Origin of the sequence: Colwellia sp. Bg11-12 (genome assembly GCF_014076955.1) — a bacterium.
Classification (GTDB): domain Bacteria; phylum Pseudomonadota; class Gammaproteobacteria; order Enterobacterales; family Alteromonadaceae; genus Colwellia_A.
Window position 1 is genome coordinate 400575 of sequence record NZ_JACGUZ010000071.1, and the last position, 17938, is coordinate 418512.

Sequence of the window (17938 nt, forward strand, 5' to 3'; positions counted from 1 at the left end):
ATATGAGTAATATCATAAAAGAAGACGGTGATGTTCACTATAAATCGACAATTACTCGCCGTGAATCATTAAAATGGTTGGGCATATTATCGGCTAGTACGTTAATACCTTCGATTGTCGGATGTGAAGACAGTGAACAGGTGACCACTATCGCTAATGCGGTGGGATACTCAATAAAAGGGCATTGGCCTGACTTGACTCTATCGCCGATAACAGTGAAAGGTTACGGAAAAGATCCCAGTATGATCATTCCGCCTAAATCACCTTGGCCGAAAACATTGACCGCTGAGCAACTAACGTTAGTGGCAGTACTTGCTGATATCTTAGTCCCTAGAGATGGTCATGTGCCTTCAGCAACTGAAGTTAATGTTCCTGATGTGGTTGATGAATGGGTAAGTGCTCCCTATGAAAGACAGCAAAGCGATCGTTTAACCATATTATCAGCTTTAGTTTGGCTTAATGATGAAGCCAAACTAAGATTTTCTAAGGCTTTCACTGGATTGTCAACTGCAGATCAACTTAACATCATTGATGATATCGCTTATCAAAAAGAGGATTTAGCTGAAGAGTTCACAAGAATTTCTCGAGCATTTAGTCGATTTAGAAAGCTTGTTTTAGCTGCTTTCTTTTGTAGCCCCGAAGGCACAAAGGATTTAGGTTATTTAGGTAATGTGCCCATTGCTGGTGATTATCCTGGCCCTACTGATGAAGCGATGATTCACCTTGATAAAACCTTATATAACTTAGGGTTAACCCTAGCGTAATAGAGCAATGAAAACCTTAGCAGGCGTGTTAAGGTTTTTTTTAATACTTGAAATCACCAACAACTTTATGTTTCAAACACTATTTTTTTAATAATGTTTCTGCTTTTGCGCCAAGATAAACATAAAGTCCTAATCCAACCAGTAGTCCAACTGAAGTTGCCATCATCGCTACTGCATTCACTAAGTATTCAGGCGAGCCAAGCACCGATTTAAACATCAGCAATAAAGCTTCTATCGAAACAGCAATTAAGATGGTAGCAATAAATCGAGTTATTGTTCGTCGTGTCGAACTGTGGCGTAATATATCTTTTTGCATGAGCACTTCTTCTTCAATGGTCGTTTTACCCAAGTCGAAAATAGCGAGTGCTAAGGTCAGAAAAATAATAATGCCAAACGGTTTTAATTGAAGATCTTCAGGGGTGGGTGAAAGCAGTAAATTAATTATTTCACTACCTGCCGAATATAAAAGAATACCCACGATAAAGAAAAGGCCAATAACAATGCATGAATATATACTAACAAAAAAAGGGTGGAATTTTTTTCGTTTTACATCGCCCATTAAAAACTCAATTGCCTGAGATAAGTTAATATCTATCACTAACACACCGACCACATCACCATTTTTATTGGCATATTTCATTGACGAAGAGATACATAAATTATGGCTAGAGGTTGATAAGTAGGGCTCGGTAACAATAATGTTATTATTTTCACTTGCTTTGATATAGTAAGGGCGATAAGAGCGGTCTATTCCAGGGCCTTCTGCACTGCTTTTATTGACAGCGTTATGCTTTGAAATGTTTTTACTACGTTGAATACCATCGGCATCTAAAGTGAACATCAACTCAATAAAAGGGTAATGTTTGGTTAGCCAATCCATTGAGCTTTTCAGTAAGCGTTCATCGTTAAAAAAATTTTCATCAAAAGCCCCTGCAACGATTGAAGCCATAAGCTCATGAATAGCTTTGTGATATTCATGATATCTCTCTATTACACTGATGTAGTTCATAAAAACTCGATTTTAATGATAAGTATTTTTATAGGAAAATGCGTGTTTAATGGGGTTGCCGTACTTTGATTTTATAAGGGTTGGGTATAAGGAAATAAGGTAGCAACGTTATTTTTATCATTTAAATGTTAAATGAATTAACTGCGTTGCTACTGTATTTTAAATAGATCATTCATTTACCTTTGTTGTCGCGAGTTATTAAAGTGTTGTGTATTGTCTGTTTCTTCAATATCCCACTGACTTATTGATAAATGCTTAATATTAAGCAGTAAAGTAGTTACGGATGAAATACTGTATAGCATTCGCTTTAGCATGTTGTATCTCCTAAATATTAGCGTTGTAATGATGATTATTCGGCAAACTGTGTTGAAGTTGAAGCAAGGGTTTGAGATTTATAGAGCCGCTTTTTTACAATGTTTAAGTTACCAACGGTAATCGTGTTTGCATCAATTAACACAGCTGCACTTAAATCAGTTAAGGCACCAGAAATATCATTGTTTTTATATCTCGAAATACCACGATTACTGTAACTTAATGATTTAAGGTATAGGGCTTTGTCATTATATAAGTCCATGGCTTCAACATCGTTGATTGCCGCAGTACATGCTAATTCTGACTGTTTGGCATTATCAGCTTGTAAATAAGCAACACATAAACTCATATTACTGTTGTATGAATTTTCATTTTTATGACGTCCGGTTAGTTTTTTAATACTCGAGTTAAAGTTTCCCTTAACAATATCTTGACTACCAGTAGCATCTTTAACGATAGCCACTTTTAAGGCTAAGTTGTTTTCAAAAGCCATTAAAGGGCTACTTATCACTAAAGTCATCACTAGAGTCATTAATGATTTTTTTAAAAAAACGTGTTCACTATTCATTTTGGTATCTCTTTTTAAAAGCGCATTGGGTTAATGCACGTTTACTATAGAAAGTTTAATTTGGCTAAACAAACGATTAAAATAAACGTATTAAGTGAATAAATTTCACCCATCTCCTACGAGGCTACTTATTGTCATTGGCGAAGGTTTCTTTTACCCAATTTGCGAATAAAGTCAGTTCAGTTTTATTTTCCATATTCTCATGTTGAATTAAATAGTATCGGTCATTGGTATTTAGCTCTTCATCGAATAGTTTCACTAATAGTTCCTCGCTAAACCATGTTTTACTAATTGGAAGTGGTACTAAAGCAATTCCCATTCCCTGTTGAGCTGCACGTGCGACGCCAAACATACTGTCAAATTGTATAATTTGTTTCGGATCAAAATCGTCAATATTGACGTTGTCAGCCCATTGATGCCATGACCAAGGACGAGAACGGTGTAAAATGAGTGGCGTGTTTTTTAATGCGTCAACCCCCATACTTTTAAGTTTTTTATATAGTTTTTTATTGCAAGCTGGTGTGTAGCGAACAGGAAATAATTCATGAACAATACTGGCATTAGGCTTACCATTGGCGAGTACGATTGATAAGTCAGCAACCTGGGAGGGTTCACTTCCCGACTTTATTGTCTCTAATTGTAAGTTGATCTCAGGGTTCTTTTCAGACCATTCACTTAATTGAGGAATGAATAATTCGCTGGCAAAAAACTCAGGCAAACTAATGACAATTGTCTTGTTTTGTTGATTATGAGTAAATTCTGAAATTGTCGACTCAAGCTGATGAATAATGGGTTGAATAGACTGATAAAACTGTTTCCCTGAACTGGTTAATTCTATTGATCGTGTACCTCTTTTAAAAAGGACAAAACCTAACTGTTCTTCTAGCTGTTTTATTTGATGGCTAACCGCTGAAGGGGTTAAAAATAATTGTGCGGCGGCATGTTTGAAACTTAAACATTTTGAGGCCACACAGAATGACCGTAAACCACGTATGGGTGTTTGAATAGGCATATAAGTAAAATAAATTGATGAAGACAAAGGTGAATAGCAATACTTATACCGAAAGTTAATTTATTGATATTATTAGTTATTTGTTTTTATCTACAAGGTGGCGAAGCCTTGCTTGCACTACTTTGGTTCGTTTGCACTAAAAGGACAGTAAAAGAAAGAAAAAATGAAGGCAGAAAAAAAGGACATCAAATGATGTCCTTGAAATGAAACAGTTTAACAATATAACTAAGTGCTATTAAAGAATCGGGGGAGATTCAAAATACATCTTCACCTTAAGGTTATTCATCAAACACCGCAAACGAGATAAATTCATCCGACAGGTGAGTTTATTTCACTTATTAGTCAAATAAAAGGCAGAAAAAAAGGACATCAAATGATGTCCTTGAAATGAAACAGTTTAACAATATAAGTAAGTGTTATTAAAGAATCGGGGGAGATTCAAAATACACCTTCACTTTACGTTTATTCATCAAACCCCGCAAACGAGATAAATTCATTCGACAGATGAGATTTTTTCACCTATCAGTCAAAAAAAAGACAGAAAAAAGGACATCAAATGATGTCCTTAAAATGAAGCAGTTTAGCAATACAAAAAAGTGTTATTAAAGAATCAGAGATATTGTTATTAAGGACAGGGGGTGATTCAAAAAACAAGATCACTGTAAATTTATTCGATGAGTACGGCAAATGAGATAAATTCATCTTATACCTTAATTCTTTTCACCTATGAATTTTACGGTTAGAAATGATTGATGATAGGGAGATCACTTGCTATTCTTTTTACAGACCACCGTTGCTTTATTTCTATTGAGCAAACACTGCACGTTATAAAAAATTAATGGATCATCATGATGCATTAAACAAACATTAATATCACCAAAAACTGTAAGTTATTGATAGGTGGTTTTATTTTTGATTGGTGTGTATTTTGCTATGCTATTAGCATAATGATAAAAGTGTAAGGATAATGATGAAAAGTGTTGAAGTAAATTTTGATGGATTAGTGGGGCCAACTCATAATTATGCGGGCCTTTCAGAGGGTAATGTTGCGTCATTATCGAATACTCATAACAGCTCAAACCCTAAAGAAGCCGCCTTGCAAGGTTTAAAAAAAATGAAAGCCTTGCATGACATGGGATTAAAGCAAGGCGTATTTGCGCCTCAAGAACGCCCTGATATGTATACCTTAAAAAGACTGGGGTTTCATGGCAGCGATGCCCAAATTTTGGCTGCAGCCTATAAAGCTTCGCCAACCCTGCTCGCTTCTTGTTGCTCTGCTTCAACGATGTGGACAGCAAATGCAGCAACAGTGTCGCCATCAGCCGATACTGTTGATAAAAAAGTACATTTTACTTCTGCTAACTTAGCGAACAAATTCCATCGCTCACTTGAGCCTGAAACAACCAGCAAAATTCTTAAAGCGATGTTTAAGGACGAAAAATATTTTCAGCATCACCAGCATCTTAATGATAATGAACATTTTGGTGATGAAGGTGCGGCCAACCATACACGCTTATGTGAAGGCTACGGTGATGCAGGTCTAGAAATATTTACTTATGGTCGTTATGCTTTTAACCGCAATAAACCGGTGCCAATTAAGTTTCCTGCCCGTCAAACTTTTGAAGCAAGCCAGGCTATTGCAAGGCTACATGGTTTGCCTGAAGATAAAACTGTTTTTGTACAACAAAATCCCGATATTATTGATCAAGGTGTTTTTCATAATGATGTCATTGCGGTGGGAAATCAAAATGTCTTTCTTTACCATGAGCAAGCGTATTTAAATACCGCTGAATTTAAAGCCGAGGTCACACGTAAGTTTAGCGGCGAAAAGCTGCATTTTCTTGAAGTTTCAACCGAACAAGTGTCTGTTCAAGATGCGGTTAATACCTACCTGTTTAATACGCAAATTGTTACGTTACAGGATAATACGATGGTCATTATTGCTCCAACGCACTGTCGTGAAAACACTCAAGTTAATGACTATTTACAAACATTAATCGCCGCGGATAATCCAATAAACCATGTTGAATTTTTTGATGTTAACGAAAGTATGAAAAATGGTGGTGGCCCTGCCTGTTTGCGTTTAAGGGTTGCCCTCACGAAAGAAGAATTACTTGCAGTGAATCCTGATTGTTTATTAACACCCGCGTTATATACTCAATTAGTTGCATGGGTTAACGACCATTATCGTGATAAATTAGTGCTTGATGATTTACGAGATCCTCAGTTAATTATTGAGTCACGTACTGCATTAGATGAACTGTCTCAACTTTTATCTTTAGGGTCTGTTTATCGCTTTCAGCAATAATTTATCAGAGGAATAAAAATCCCCCTTTATAAGCAGTAAGTCTTTATGTCGGTCAACTTACTGCTTTATTGGATGTCATCGGTTAATTAGTGTTGTTATGGGCTTTAATGGTAAATAGACAAGCCTAATTCTTCTGCAATACCTTCTACTAATTTCATGCCAACAACAGAATTACCAAAACTGTTTAACGGTGGGCTCCATGTACATATCACGCCATAATTTGGCACAATAGCAATTAAACCACCACCGACACCACTTTTAGCGGGTAAACCAACAGAAAAAGCGAACTCACCGGATTGATCATACATACCACTGGTTGATAATATCGCATTAACGCGATGCGCATCTTTTGGACTACAAATAACCCGTTTTGTTAAAGGGTCGACACCTTTGTTAGCTAAAAAAAGCAAACTTTGAGCTAGTTGCTCGCAGCTCATAGCGATTGAACATTGGGTAAAATAATGGCTAAGTACGTCAGGAATTTCGGCTTCAATATTACCGAAGCTTTTCATTAAGTAGGCTAGGGCGGCATTACGGTTACCATGGGTGAATTCAGATTGGTAAACCTCAAGGTCAACGCGAATATCTTCGTTGTTGGCAAGTTTTCTTACAAAGCCTAAGAAAGCGAGTTTGCTGGCGGAATAATGGCTGGTTAATACGTCAGCAACTAATAACGCTCCGGCATTTATGACCGGATTTCTGGGTATACCTTTTTCCCACTCAAGTTGAATAATAGAGTTGAAAGGTTGACCTGAAGGCTCCATTCTTACACGTTGCCACAATGACTCACCCAGACGATTCATTGCCATGACTAAACCAAATACTTTTGAAATACTTTGAATAGAAAAAGACTGCTGATAATCACCCGCGCCTACTGTTTTTCCGTCAATGGTAGCGACAGATATACCTGCAAAATCAGGTCTAACACTAGCGAGAGCTGGAATGTAATCCGCTACGGCACCTTCTACAAAGCTATCGCGATGAGTAAGCAATAATGTATTTAGCTTACCTTGTAAATCAACAATGTTGTTTTTCATATAAAGGTTCGGATAGTAAAGTGAAGAGGCGCTTATTATGCACAAAATAAACTTGATATGTAGCCCTAAACGTTACTTTTTTAAATAAAGGGTTTTAATGCTAGAGTTCAACGATTTTATCTTATAAAAGCTAATATATTGGCTTTTATAAGATAGGTAATGAATGATACCTTTAAGTTAACAAGCGTCTTAATGGTTTTTAATGTGGGGTTGTTTTGTTACCTAGTGGTAAGTTTTTGATGTAATTTATCAATATCTATTGGCTTAGCTAAGTAATCGTTCATGCCAGCATTCATACATTTTTCTTTGTCTCCTTTCATCGCATTAGCGGTCATCGCGATAATGTGTATATCTTGATGCTCCTTTCCTGCTTTTCCAGCTCTAATCGCTCTAGTTGTTTCATAACCGTCCATTTCAGGCATTTGGCAATCCATTAAGATTAAATCATAGGATGCTGATTTTAGCTTTTCTATCGCCTTAATACCGTTATCTGCTATGTCAGCTTTAAGCTTTAATTTGCTGAGAATAGTCGTTGCTACGATTTGATTTATCCTATTATCTTCAACAAGAAGTATTTTTTTAAATAATAAGTTAACATTTTTAATCGGGGTATTTTCCTCTGATTTTTCAGAAATATCGTTTTCTGGTTTTTGATAAAGCAAGTTAAAAGAAAAGCAGCTGCCTTTGGTTAATGTACTGTCTATCTTTATATCTCCGGCCATAAGTTCACAAAGCTGTTTAACTATGGTCAAGCCTAAACCTGTACCACCATATTTTCGTGTTGTTGAATTATCAGCTTGAGAAAAAGGACTAAAAATATTATCTTGCTGTTCTTGAGAAATACCTATGCCAGTGTCTCTTACTTTACAGGAAAAGTTAAGTTGTTCATTGTTTACCTCAACAAGCAAAACTTCAAGTTCAATGCCTCCTTGCTCGGTAAATTTAATCGCATTACTGATCAGGTTTATCAGTATCTGTTTAAGACGAGTAGGGTCACCTATTACTGTCTTTTGAGAGAGTTCGATCGATTTAATAGTGAGCCCTAACGACTTTTTCTCGGCGATAGCAGCCATAATCATGACAACTTCGTTAATAATATCAGCAATATTAAAATGAATGCTCTCTATTTCTAGTTTGCCTGATTCAATTTTAGAGTAGTCTAAAATACTGTTAATTAAAGTCAATAAAGATTCAGAGCTAGAATTGACAAGACTAATGTATTCTTTTTGTTCATCCGTTAAAGGTGTGTTTGACAATAAGCTGAGCATACCAACAACGCCATTCATGGGGGTTCTAATTTCATGGCTCATATTCGCTAAAAACATACTTTTTGCTTGGGTTGCCTTTTCAGCCTTCTTTTGTGATAAAACAAGTTGTTGATTTAATTGTTGTGATTGTATTAATAAGTCATTTGTTTGCTGGTTTTTGAATTGAAATATAGTGGCTGACTTCATTAAATGACCTATTTCATCAGCTCGATTCACTTCAAGTTCAAGGCCCTGATTAAGCTCTTTATTTTCTGCGAGTGTATTGAATACTTGGGTCACTTTTTCTATCGGAAATATGAGTCTTTTGAGTACATATAAGGTGATAAGACTAGTAAAGAATATACCAAAAAGAAACATGATAGTGCCACGTAAAATAGACTCGTCAACAATCCCATTAAGGTTTGAGTTACTGGAATCACGATATTGTAAGACGACTTCACTTAAACCTTTCGCTAAATATAGAAATTCGTTTGCAGAGCCAGACATCACAACGTTTACTAGATAGTTATAATTTCGGGTTACTTGTGTTAATAATTTCATTTCGCTAGAGATAATAGCTAAATCTGAATTTATTTCTTTGATATTTAATGCTGTAGCAACAGCTTCTAACTTATTGAGAATATCTTGAAAATTGTTGATGTTTTCAGTATTAGGTAAAAGAAAATATTGATAAGCAGCAAGCTGTAATTCAGATGTTAAATTATTAAGCTTTTTGTTATTTATACGCGTAGCATTAAGCAGGGGTATAGTCGTTGTATCATCCGATACTTTAGACGTGATGCTTTTTAAGTGAGTTAATCGAGTGACTATCTTTTGATTAAACAATTCACCCTTTTTATCGATAAGTAAAACAACAGAATCAAAGTTTTCTCGGTAATCTTTTAAATGATTACGCATACTCTCTATGGCGACCTCTTGATTGTTGCCAATTTCATTTTTTTTGATTAAAAATAACGTCATATCTAATTTACGCGTTACCAAGGTCATAATGTCATTTAATCGTTTTAACACTGAAGATGCTTGATTTTCTTTATAAATAAGTACGTTTCTTTGCAAATCTAAAACATCTTTCTCTAATGTTTTAACTTCAATAACGGCATCAACTATTTCTTGGTTAGAGGTTATGCCCGTAATTAACAGTTTTTGGCTTTGATACGATACATACTCTTGTCCAATAAAAAGTAAAATTATAATCGTTAAAGAAAGTATTAGCTGTGCTTTTAAGCTTCGAAACATTTATAACACCACCAGGTTTTATTTTTTAACACGCTTGGATGAAAAGTAGATTGTTTATGCATTAATAAATTCATACCATTTTTGAATACTATAATCATAGGTTGGCATAACGGTATTCCAGACAGCGACATTGCTAAATCGTTTTTCATAACTACCTCCTCGGCGAACATTTCCTTGATAGACCGATACTTTATTATCAATCCCTTTTAAGTCGATTGAGGCGGGTTTTCCGTCATACCAATAGTCCCATTCTTGTGGTGACAAGTAACGAGCGGTACGTTGCGGGTTTGAAATATAATAGCCTTGTCTAGCAATATAAGCGCCTGGCCAACCCGATAGCCACCAATTCATATAGTCGTAAGCCGCATCTTTTACTTTACCTGTTGTCGCCTTTGATAAACACATTACGCCATGCCAACCTCTATACCCCTCTTTAGGTGCAGCGTAGGTAATGGGAACATTCATACCATTTAAGGATGCGACGGCAGGAGAAAACATACTTTCTATAATGACTCTGCCTGATTTCATAAATTGAATTGATTCAGGGACTGAAGTCCATAAACCACTGAAATGTCCCGCTTGTTTTAAGCCAATTAATATACCAAACAGTTTATCTAATTCAAGCTTGGTCATCGCACCAATATTATTAAAAGACATAAGGTTGTTAGCTTGTGCTGCTAGCGCTAAGTCAAAAATACCAATGGTAGGCGCGTTGATAACACCCACACGACCACTATACTTTTCGTCTAATAACCACCCCCAACTTTCGGTTTCGTAAGGTATGCCTTCTTTAATAAAATCAGTGTTGTAACCAAACGAGTCAACATTATGAACATATGGTAAAAAGCTGATGTCGTTGGTGTGGTTTTCACCGAGTTGATTGTTTTTTTGAACATGTAATATCTTATAAGGAGCATCACCGTCACCCAGTCTTGCTGACGGTGTTATTTTCCCCGTCTTACTTAAGTTATTAATTTCATCCCAATGGGTAATTCTTCTTTTGTCTATAGATTGAATGGCGCCAGAACGCCAAAGTACATTAATACTATTTGACCACTGTTCGTATAAATCGAATGACTGTGGAAACATTGATGCTTTTTGTAAAACTGCTGCGCTACCTTTGGGTTCAAAGATCAAGTTGATGCCAAGGTCTTCCATGGCTTTTTGTCTTAGTTCTTCTTGTAATGTTACATGCGTACCCAAGATGCGTAAGGTTACTTTATTGCGGGCAAATACATAAGGTGCTTTGGCAATGGCTATACCGGCAGCGCCACCAAGTGCAATTTTCTTTATAGCATTTCTACGAGACTTATCCATTTGATTTTTCGCATGTAATTTATGTAATATATCGAGTATAGATAATAGAAACAAAAAATCTAATGATAACCACACGATATAACCTTTTAATATAAAAAATTTACTGTTATTTATTTAATGCCACTTTTAATGCTGAAATAAAGTTATTAATATCTGCTTTACTCAGATCTAAATGCGTAACCAAACGCATATAGGTACTCGGTGATATTATAATATCTTGATCTTTTAGTTTGGTGGCAATGGCGTGAATATCGATTGATTCGTCTACCTTAACAAAAACCATGTTAGTGGTAACTTGCGCGAGATTAACCTCAAAGCCTGAAATACTATTCAGTTGATTTGCTAGATGTTGTGCGTTTTCGTGGTCAACTTTAAGCTGTTCAACATTTTCAGTTAAGGCTATTTTAGCAGCAGCACAGAGAATGCCGGCTTGGCGCATACCACCACCCAGCACTTTACGCCAGCGTCGGGCTTTGGCTATGACTTCAGTTGAACCTAATAATAATGAGCCAATAGGCGCGCCCAACCCCTTAGATAAACACACCGACATTGTGTCAAAATATTGTGCTATTTCAGTGATATCTACGTTTAAAGCTGTCGCGGCGTTATAAACTCTAGCACCGTCTAAATGTAAACTTAATTGATGTTTGTTCACAAAGGTTCGCAGCCTGGCTAAGTATTTCAATGGGAGCACTTTGCCATTAATGGTATTTTCAATGCTAACCAGTTTGGTACGAGCAAAATGGGAATCATCAGGTTTAATCGCTTGTTCTAGCTTCTTCAAGCAAATGGTGCCATCTTTCTCGTTTTCTATCGGCTGTGGCTGAATTGAACCAAGGACCGCAGCACCACCACCTTCAAATTTGTAGTTATGGGCCTGTTGACCACACAAATATTCGTCACCACGTTCGCAATGGGCCATAAGTGCTAATAAATTAGCTTGTGTGCCTGAACTACAAAATAGTGCGGCATCAAAACCATGGCGCACTGCCGACCATTGTTCTAATTCATTTACCGTTGGGTCGTCGCCATAAACATCGTCACCGACCTCAGCCTGAGACATTGCATTTCGCATTTTTAAAGAGGGGCGGGTTACGGTGTCAGAGCGAAAATCAATCATTTTACATCCAAATAAAGTATTAATAGCCACAAAGTATAAACGGTTATACTGGCGATAATATAGAGAAATAACCTTATTTTTAAAATGAAGCCGCAAACAACTTAACGAACGGTTTACCGATTAAAAGATATAAAAAAATAGGCCTCTTTATGTAACAATATAGCGAGGCCGAACCTTTCGCGTTGAAGCTTACTCAGGTTTTTAGCTCAAAGTAAGGCACTGAACTAATATGGTTTTACTATCGTATGTATAGGATATAATTAAATTATAAATATTTTTTACACTTTAATAGAGGTTTTTATGTCATTTAAACGCACCACCATTTCAGTTGCATTGGCTGTTGTTCTTTCAAGTACATCAGTATTTGCTGAAAAAATAAGTTTTGCAGATTCTGTAACCGTATCAGCAGATACTTTAGTGGTTTTTCACGGTAAAGATGGTAATAACGGTGATTTTTCTACTTTTGATAAAAAAAGCCAAGGTCACTTAACCAAGGCTGTTAAAGCAGAAGGTTTCACCAGTGAATACGGTAGCTTCTTACAAGTTGTTGCGCCTTTTGGCTTAGATTATGACCGAGTGTTAATCGTCGGAACAGGTGAGCAGGAACAATTAACTAAAGACAAGTTAACCGCATTGGGAGGTAATTTACTGGCTAAGTTAGATACCAAATTAACTAAAATCATCGAAGTTTCTACAGATAATTTGGCTAACAGCAATACCTCTGCATCTTTATTAGCCCATGGCGTAAGCTTGCGCGCTCACCGGTTTGAACAATATCATAATGAAAAACGCAGCGAAAAAACGTTTGTTTTTGACGTTGAAAATGGCAAAGCAGCACAAGTGGCTTACACTCCTTTAGCCAATATTGAGCAGGGTGTGTTTTTAGCCCGCGATTTAACCAGTGAAGTACCTACTGAAATGACACCTGTTGATTTTGCTAATGCGGCAAAAGCACTTAAAAAGCTTGGTGTTGAAATTAAGGTGTTAACGCCTAAGCAACTTAAAAAATTAGGTATGGGAGCTTTAGAGGCTGTTGGCCGTGGTAGTAAAGACGGTTCACGTTTAGTGGTTGCGCATTACAAGGGCAGTGATGAAGCGCCTATTGCCTTAGTGGGTAAAGGGATCACTTTTGATTCTGGTGGTTACAGCATTAAAACTGGAGCATCTATTGCTCGAATGAAGTCAGATATGGCTGGCGCCGCTGCTGTATTAGGTACCATAAAAGCTTTAGCCCTCAATGAAAGCAAAGTAAATGTTGTTGCTGTGATGGGAATGGCGGCGAATATGGTTTCTCAATTTTCAATTGCACCCGGTGACGTAGTTACAACAGCCGAAGGCTTAACGGTCGAAGTCGTTAATACTGATGCAGAAGGGCGTTTGGTATTATCTGACGCACTTTGGTATGCGCGTGAATTTTATAAGCCAGAAATAATGGTTGATGTAGCAACGTTAACAGGTTCGAAAGTTCGAGCGCTGGGTGATCGTTATGCGGGCTTATTTTCAGACGACGAAGCCTTAGTTACAGAATTAACTTTTGCAGGAAAGCAGGTGAATGAAAATTTATGGCGCTTACCGCTAGGTTATAAAGATATGCTTGAAACCGATATTGCTGATTTACAAAATATAGGTACAGGCGGACCCGGCGCAACAACAGCAGCAAGTTTTTTACAGCACTTTGTCGGCGATGTTCGATGGGCACATCTAGATATTGCTGGCAATGCGTTAAGCAGCAAAGCAAAAAATGAAGTCCCAACGGGAGGCACTGGTTTTGGTGTGCGGTTATTGTCACAATGGTTAATGACCAAAGAAAAGTAATGGGCCAATCGTTGATCTTTCATTAAGTTGAGATCACTGATTTAAACGATGGCGGGTGTAAATATCAAATCTCGATATTTACACCTTAGTATCTAGGCTCAAAACGTAATTTATGAGGTTTATTTTAAAGGTTACGTCTACTGCTAGTTTTTACCGTTTAATATTTGATCTAACGTTAAACCGGTTAATTTCATCGAGCTTCTTACCACATAAAACATAATCGCTATCAGCATGACCATAGAAGGTATCGCAATAACGGGATAACTTAGTAGTGTCATTTCACCTAGCTGCTCATTAAACTCTGTTGTACCAGCAGGGCTAACGACAATCCATTTCGCTAACAGGTAATTCATGGCAGCCGAAAAAACAAAGGTTGAAGATAATAGGTGATTTGCCCACTGAATTCTTGCTTTAAACGCTTGGGTTTTATTTTTATTTTCAAGTGTTTGGTAGATCAAATCTAAATTAAATAAAAGTGGGTTTAACATCACTTTGGCGATGAGGGGTTTACCCCAGAAGCCAGATATTAAGACAACTAAACCAATAACGGCTGGAATTGCGGCTTCTTTAATTGCTAACCATTCCACATCTAATTCAAATAAACCAATACTGCCCGTTAACAACGTACTCAAAAATCCCAGTAAGGAAATAAAGTTCATCGACTTATTTCTAATGAAATCGGATAGCCCATAACCCAATGGAAATAATAGCGCTACGATTAAAGCGGGTACAGTGCCTAAATATTCATCCCCCGATAATTTCATTAAAATAAGTGACGGAATAGCAATATTAAAAATAATTTCTAAAAAAGCATTAGGACGTTTAGCAGTTGTTTGAGTTGACATTATATTTCATATTTAGGAGCAACTGACACGAGCCAGTTTGTTTAAGTCTGCTAACATTTTATCGAATAATAGATAAAATGTCATGCTATACCCGAGAGACTTCACCTTTAAGGCTGAAACTGCACTTTGACGTGTTCTGGGTATATAATTGTAAAAAGAAAGTGACAATTAGTTATCACTTTCACTTAACGTCACTGTTTCTCTAAAGGAGGTCTTTATTATTTTTACTTTATTGATTTTATACTCATGAACTAAAGCGCTTAATTCTGATTTACACGAACCACAATTTGTTCCACATTTTAAGTTTTCGCCTAATTTTTCAACCGAATCACAGCCCGTTTTAATGGCATTAATAATGGCTTTCTCACCTATGTTGTAGCAACTACAAATTTGTTTACCTTTAGCGAATATCTCACTTGAAGACCCTGACAATAATGATTGAATATCGTGTTCAGGCAATTTCTTTTCATTGAAAACATGTTCAAGCCATGCGCTTTCGGTCTTTGGTGGCGTTGATGAGATATAACATAAGAAAACTAACTGCCCCTCTTGCATGCAGATAATATAACTTGTGTCTCCTTGGGTAAATTGCATCCACTCACCCGGTATTTGACTGGTTGCTTGGCACCAGTGTAAGCATTGTGTTTCAAGCTGAGTGTTCGCAAAGTAAAAACTCATGCCATAAGGCGTTCGAGCTTTGCTCCAAAACTCATTACTGACTTGTGTTTGAACAATAAATTCTTCGCTAATATGAAGCTGGCCAAATTGCGTAAAGGTTGTTTTGCTTAACGAAATTGCGCCATGTTTAGTTTCAGCTTGACCCGAAATAGGGTCGGTAACACTCGCATACAAATTGCTAACATTGGCACTAGAAGCAAATTGTTTATTCCAATGAATGGGCATAAAGCATTCATTGGCTCTTTGATTTTCATCTAACTTTGTATGAACGGTTGCTTGCCCGGTGCTAGAGGTAACATTGACTATTTCATCATTAACGATATTTAATCGTGCAGCATCGTTAGGGTTAATATAGAGATAACATTTATCGGTATGTGCAGTAAGTTGCGGCGCTTTACCCGTGCGAGACATAGTATGCCATTGATCTCTTAAGCGGCCGCTGTTTAATATAAAGGGAAATTTTGCTGAGATTTCTTGTGCTGGCTGGCGTGGTGTAATAGGAAAAAAAAGTGCTTTACCTGAAGGAGTCGAAAATTTTCCGTCTTCATAAACACGCTTTTTACCTTCAGGGTAGGTGTCGTTAACTGGCCATTGTACGGGTTTTAAGCGGTCATACTGTGCAGGAGAAATAGCGGAGAAGGCGGATATATCAAAAACACGCTCGCCATTATTTTCAAAACCTGATAATTGAGCGAATTCTCGAAATACCTCACTAGCATGCGCATAATCAAAACCTGAAAAACCCATGGCTGTGGCAACTTCGGCAATAATTTGCCAGTCGTGCTTTGCTTGTCCGTTAGCTGCTATGGCATTTATTTGCCGTGAAATACGACGTTCTGAATTGGTAACTGTACCGTTTTTTTCTAACCAAGGTGTCGCGGGTAATTTAACATCAGCAAGGTCTAAGGTGTCATTGTTTTCAACACAATCAGAAACAACAACAAACTCGCACTTACTTAATGCTCGGGCTATTTTTTGTCGATCTGGCAAGCTAACCATTGGGTTTGTAGCCATTATCCAAACCGCTTTCACTTTGCCTTTATCTATAGCATCAAAGAGATCTACCGCTTTGTAGCCGCTTTTATCAGCCATTGTTGGCGATTGCCAAAAGCGTTGCACAGTTGATCTGTGATCAGGGTTTTCGATGTCCATGTGTGAGGCTAATTGATTAGATAAACCGCCGACTTCTCTGCCCCCCATCGCGTTGGGTTGTCCGGTAATAGAAAAAGGTCCACAACCGTCTTTGCCAATTTTTCCTGTCGCTAAGTGACAATTAATAATACTCTGGCATTTATCAACACCAGAGTTCGATTGATTGATGCCCATTGAATAAAAACTCAGTACTTTTTCTGTGCTTGTAAATAATTGATAAACACTTTCGAGGGTTTTTTGATCAAGTTCGCAATAGGCTGATACTTCGGCAATAGACCATTTTTTTGCGGCTAATAATGCTCGTTCAAAGCCTTCTGTATGTTGCTCAATATAGTTGCGATTTAGGCCATTATTCTCTGCTAGATAATTTAACAGACCATTAAAGAATGCCGCGTCACTGCCGGGCTTTAATGGTAAAAAATAATCAGAAATTTGACAGGTTGCGGTTTTACGCGGGTCAATAACCACCACTTTCATTTTTGGATTACGCTTTTTAGCACGTTCAATGCGCTGAAATAATACCGGATGTGTCCAAGCAGCGTTAGAGCCAGTAATTAATAATAGCTCAGTTGTGTCTAAATCGTCATAGCTACAGGGCACAACATCTTCACCAAAACTACGTTTATAAGCGGCAACAGCTGAAGACATACAAAGACGAGAATTAGTATCAATGTTGCCAGAGCCGATATAGCCCTTCATTAATTTATTAGCAAGGTAGTAATCTTCGGTCAACAATTGCCCTGAAACATAAAAAGCGACTGAGTCTGGACCATGAGCATTGATAATTTGTGAAAATTTATCAGCAACATGTTTTGTGGCGGTTGACCAATTAACCACTTGGTTATTTATCTGTGGTTCAAGTAGGCGGTTGGTTAAATCCGTGGTTGCTAATAAATTGGTGCCTTTAACACACAGTTGCCCAAAATTGGCGGGGTGCTCTTTTGTACCCACTAACGCCTTGGCTTTGCCATCTTCAACGGTAATATCAATACCACAACCTACACCACAGTATGCACAAGTAGATTGAACAATATGTGATGATTGAGAACAACTCATAAAATTTACCTTTAAAACAGAATATATATCGTTGAATAGCCTATTTTTACTCAGGCGGTTATTTATTTTATTTAGACAAAAAGTTGCACGTAGTCATCAATAATTCGCGCTGGGAAAACTTCAATGTATTTATCTTCTTGTAAGCATTTTCCGGTCGTTAAACAAAAATGTTGTTTATATAAAGGCGAGGAAACGACAATGTCGTCTCCGACACTACCGACGATACCCCGATACAGTACATTAGCCTGACCAATGGGATCATAATTGCCAACGGCGTACACTTGTTTTTCGGTATTAGGTAAATGAAAAATAGCGACCTGTTTCTCTTCAAATTCTTGCTCTATTAAGGCGCAAATTCCTGAATCTTTAATTAAATCACTGGTTTGACATATCGTTAACCAATGCTTGTTTTTTGCTGAGATAGTTTGCTCTGACATGATG

The 17938-nt window shown here is 37.2% G+C and carries 14 protein-coding genes; 3 read left to right on the forward strand and 11 right to left on the reverse strand.

The features are described 5' to 3' along the window. Window positions 1–2 precede the first annotated feature (2 nt). Window positions 3–764, forward strand: a complete 762-nt coding sequence (locus H4J39_RS10760; protein WP_182228142.1) for a gluconate 2-dehydrogenase subunit 3 family protein — start codon at window positions 3–5, stop codon at window positions 762–764. A 79-nt stretch (window positions 765–843) separates the two neighbouring features. Here the strand turns inward: H4J39_RS10760 and H4J39_RS10765 are convergent, their stop codons facing one another. From H4J39_RS10765 to H4J39_RS10780, 4 genes are all read right to left on the reverse strand, one after another. After that, on the reverse strand, window positions 844–1773 hold the full coding sequence (locus tag H4J39_RS10765; RefSeq protein ID WP_182228144.1) for a PDC sensor domain-containing protein: 930 nt from the start codon (window positions 1771–1773) through the stop codon (window positions 844–846). 176 nt (window positions 1774–1949) lie between these two features. Continuing rightward, window positions 1950–2087, reverse strand: a complete 138-nt coding sequence (locus H4J39_RS10770; RefSeq protein ID WP_182228146.1) for a hypothetical protein — start codon at window positions 2085–2087, stop codon at window positions 1950–1952. A 35-nt stretch (window positions 2088–2122) separates the two neighbouring features. Beyond that, window positions 2123–2653 (reverse strand): hypothetical protein, encoded by a 531-nt coding sequence (locus H4J39_RS10775; RefSeq protein WP_182228148.1) that lies wholly within the window; start codon window positions 2651–2653, stop codon window positions 2123–2125. 124 nt (window positions 2654–2777) lie between these two features. After that, window positions 2778–3659: a LysR family transcriptional regulator gene (locus tag H4J39_RS10780; protein ID WP_310649747.1), complete on the reverse strand. Its 882-nt coding sequence runs from the start codon at window positions 3657–3659 to the stop codon at window positions 2778–2780. A gap of 976 nt (window positions 3660–4635) precedes the next feature. Here H4J39_RS10780 and astB point away from each other — a divergent pair. Beyond that, a complete protein-coding gene (gene astB / locus H4J39_RS10785; protein WP_182228452.1) occupies window positions 4636–5973 on the forward strand; it encodes an N-succinylarginine dihydrolase in 1338 nt (445 codons plus the stop codon). A 104-nt stretch (window positions 5974–6077) separates the two neighbouring features. Here the strand turns inward: astB and glsB are convergent, their stop codons facing one another. The 4 genes from glsB to ltaE form a co-directional block, all read right to left on the reverse strand. Next, a complete protein-coding gene (glsB, locus tag H4J39_RS10790; RefSeq protein ID WP_182228149.1) occupies window positions 6078–7010 on the reverse strand; it encodes a glutaminase B in 933 nt (310 codons plus the stop codon). A 218-nt stretch (window positions 7011–7228) separates the two neighbouring features. Beyond that, on the reverse strand, window positions 7229–9514 hold the full coding sequence (locus H4J39_RS10795; protein WP_182228151.1) for an ATP-binding protein: 2286 nt from the start codon (window positions 9512–9514) through the stop codon (window positions 7229–7231). Between the two features lie 54 nt (window positions 9515–9568). After that, complete coding sequence (locus tag H4J39_RS10800) at window positions 9569–10831, reverse strand: PotD/PotF family extracellular solute-binding protein (protein ID WP_182228454.1); 1263 nt, start codon at window positions 10829–10831, stop codon at window positions 9569–9571. A 106-nt stretch (window positions 10832–10937) separates the two neighbouring features. Then, on the reverse strand, window positions 10938–11951 hold the full coding sequence (ltaE, locus tag H4J39_RS10805; protein WP_182228153.1) for a low-specificity L-threonine aldolase: 1014 nt from the start codon (window positions 11949–11951) through the stop codon (window positions 10938–10940). Window positions 11952–12251: 300 nt separating this feature from the next. Between ltaE and H4J39_RS10810 the strand changes: the two genes are divergently transcribed. Next, window positions 12252–13766 (forward strand): leucyl aminopeptidase, encoded by a 1515-nt coding sequence (locus tag H4J39_RS10810; RefSeq protein WP_182228155.1) that lies wholly within the window; start codon window positions 12252–12254, stop codon window positions 13764–13766. 143 nt (window positions 13767–13909) lie between these two features. Here H4J39_RS10810 and H4J39_RS10815 read toward each other — a convergent pair whose 3' ends face one another. The 3 genes from H4J39_RS10815 to nirD all read right to left on the reverse strand — a co-directional run bounded on the left by H4J39_RS10815 (window position 13910) and on the right by nirD (window position 17934). After that, window positions 13910–14611 carry a VC0807 family protein gene (locus H4J39_RS10815; RefSeq protein WP_182228157.1) on the reverse strand — a complete coding sequence of 234 codons (702 nt, stop codon included), beginning with the start codon at window positions 14609–14611 and terminating at the stop codon, window positions 13910–13912. A gap of 168 nt (window positions 14612–14779) precedes the next feature. Then, window positions 14780–17497, reverse strand: a complete 2718-nt coding sequence (locus H4J39_RS10820) for a nitrate reductase (RefSeq protein ID WP_182228159.1) — start codon at window positions 17495–17497, stop codon at window positions 14780–14782. Between the two features lie 71 nt (window positions 17498–17568). Next, the gene (nirD, locus tag H4J39_RS10825; protein ID WP_182177040.1) at window positions 17569–17934 is read right to left on the reverse strand and encodes a nitrite reductase small subunit NirD; all 366 of its coding nucleotides are present in this window, start codon (window positions 17932–17934) and stop codon (window positions 17569–17571) included. Between the last annotated feature and the right edge of the window lie 4 nt (window positions 17935–17938).

Excerpts from the sequence above, each read along its gene's own strand:
- nirD (WP_182177040.1), bottom strand. The coding sequence starts at position 17,934 with ATGTCAGAGCAAACTATCTCAGCAAAAAACAAGCATTGGTTAACGATA.
- H4J39_RS10775 (WP_182228148.1), bottom strand. The coding sequence starts at position 2,653 with ATGAATAGTGAACACGTTTTTTTAAAAAAATCATTAATGACTCTAGTG.
- H4J39_RS10800 (WP_182228454.1), bottom strand. The coding sequence starts at position 10,831 with ATGGATAAGTCTCGTAGAAATGCTATAAAGAAAATTGCACTTGGTGGC.
- H4J39_RS10765 (WP_182228144.1), bottom strand. The coding sequence starts at position 1,773 with ATGAACTACATCAGTGTAATAGAGAGATATCATGAATATCACAAAGCT.
- H4J39_RS10795 (WP_182228151.1), bottom strand. The coding sequence starts at position 9,514 with ATGTTTCGAAGCTTAAAAGCACAGCTAATACTTTCTTTAACGATTATA.
- H4J39_RS10820 (WP_182228159.1), bottom strand. The coding sequence starts at position 17,497 with ATGAGTTGTTCTCAATCATCACATATTGTTCAATCTACTTGTGCATAC.
- H4J39_RS10760 (WP_182228142.1), top strand. The coding sequence starts at position 3 with ATGAGTAATATCATAAAAGAAGACGGTGATGTTCACTATAAATCGACA.
- H4J39_RS10770 (WP_182228146.1), bottom strand. The coding sequence starts at position 2,087 with ATGCTAAAGCGAATGCTATACAGTATTTCATCCGTAACTACTTTACTG.
- H4J39_RS10810 (WP_182228155.1), top strand. The coding sequence starts at position 12,252 with ATGTCATTTAAACGCACCACCATTTCAGTTGCATTGGCTGTTGTTCTT.
- glsB (WP_182228149.1), bottom strand. The coding sequence starts at position 7,010 with ATGAAAAACAACATTGTTGATTTACAAGGTAAGCTAAATACATTATTG.
- ltaE (WP_182228153.1), bottom strand. The coding sequence starts at position 11,951 with ATGATTGATTTTCGCTCTGACACCGTAACCCGCCCCTCTTTAAAAATG.
- H4J39_RS10815 (WP_182228157.1), bottom strand. The coding sequence starts at position 14,611 with ATGTCAACTCAAACAACTGCTAAACGTCCTAATGCTTTTTTAGAAATT.
- astB (WP_182228452.1), top strand. The coding sequence starts at position 4,636 with ATGAAAAGTGTTGAAGTAAATTTTGATGGATTAGTGGGGCCAACTCAT.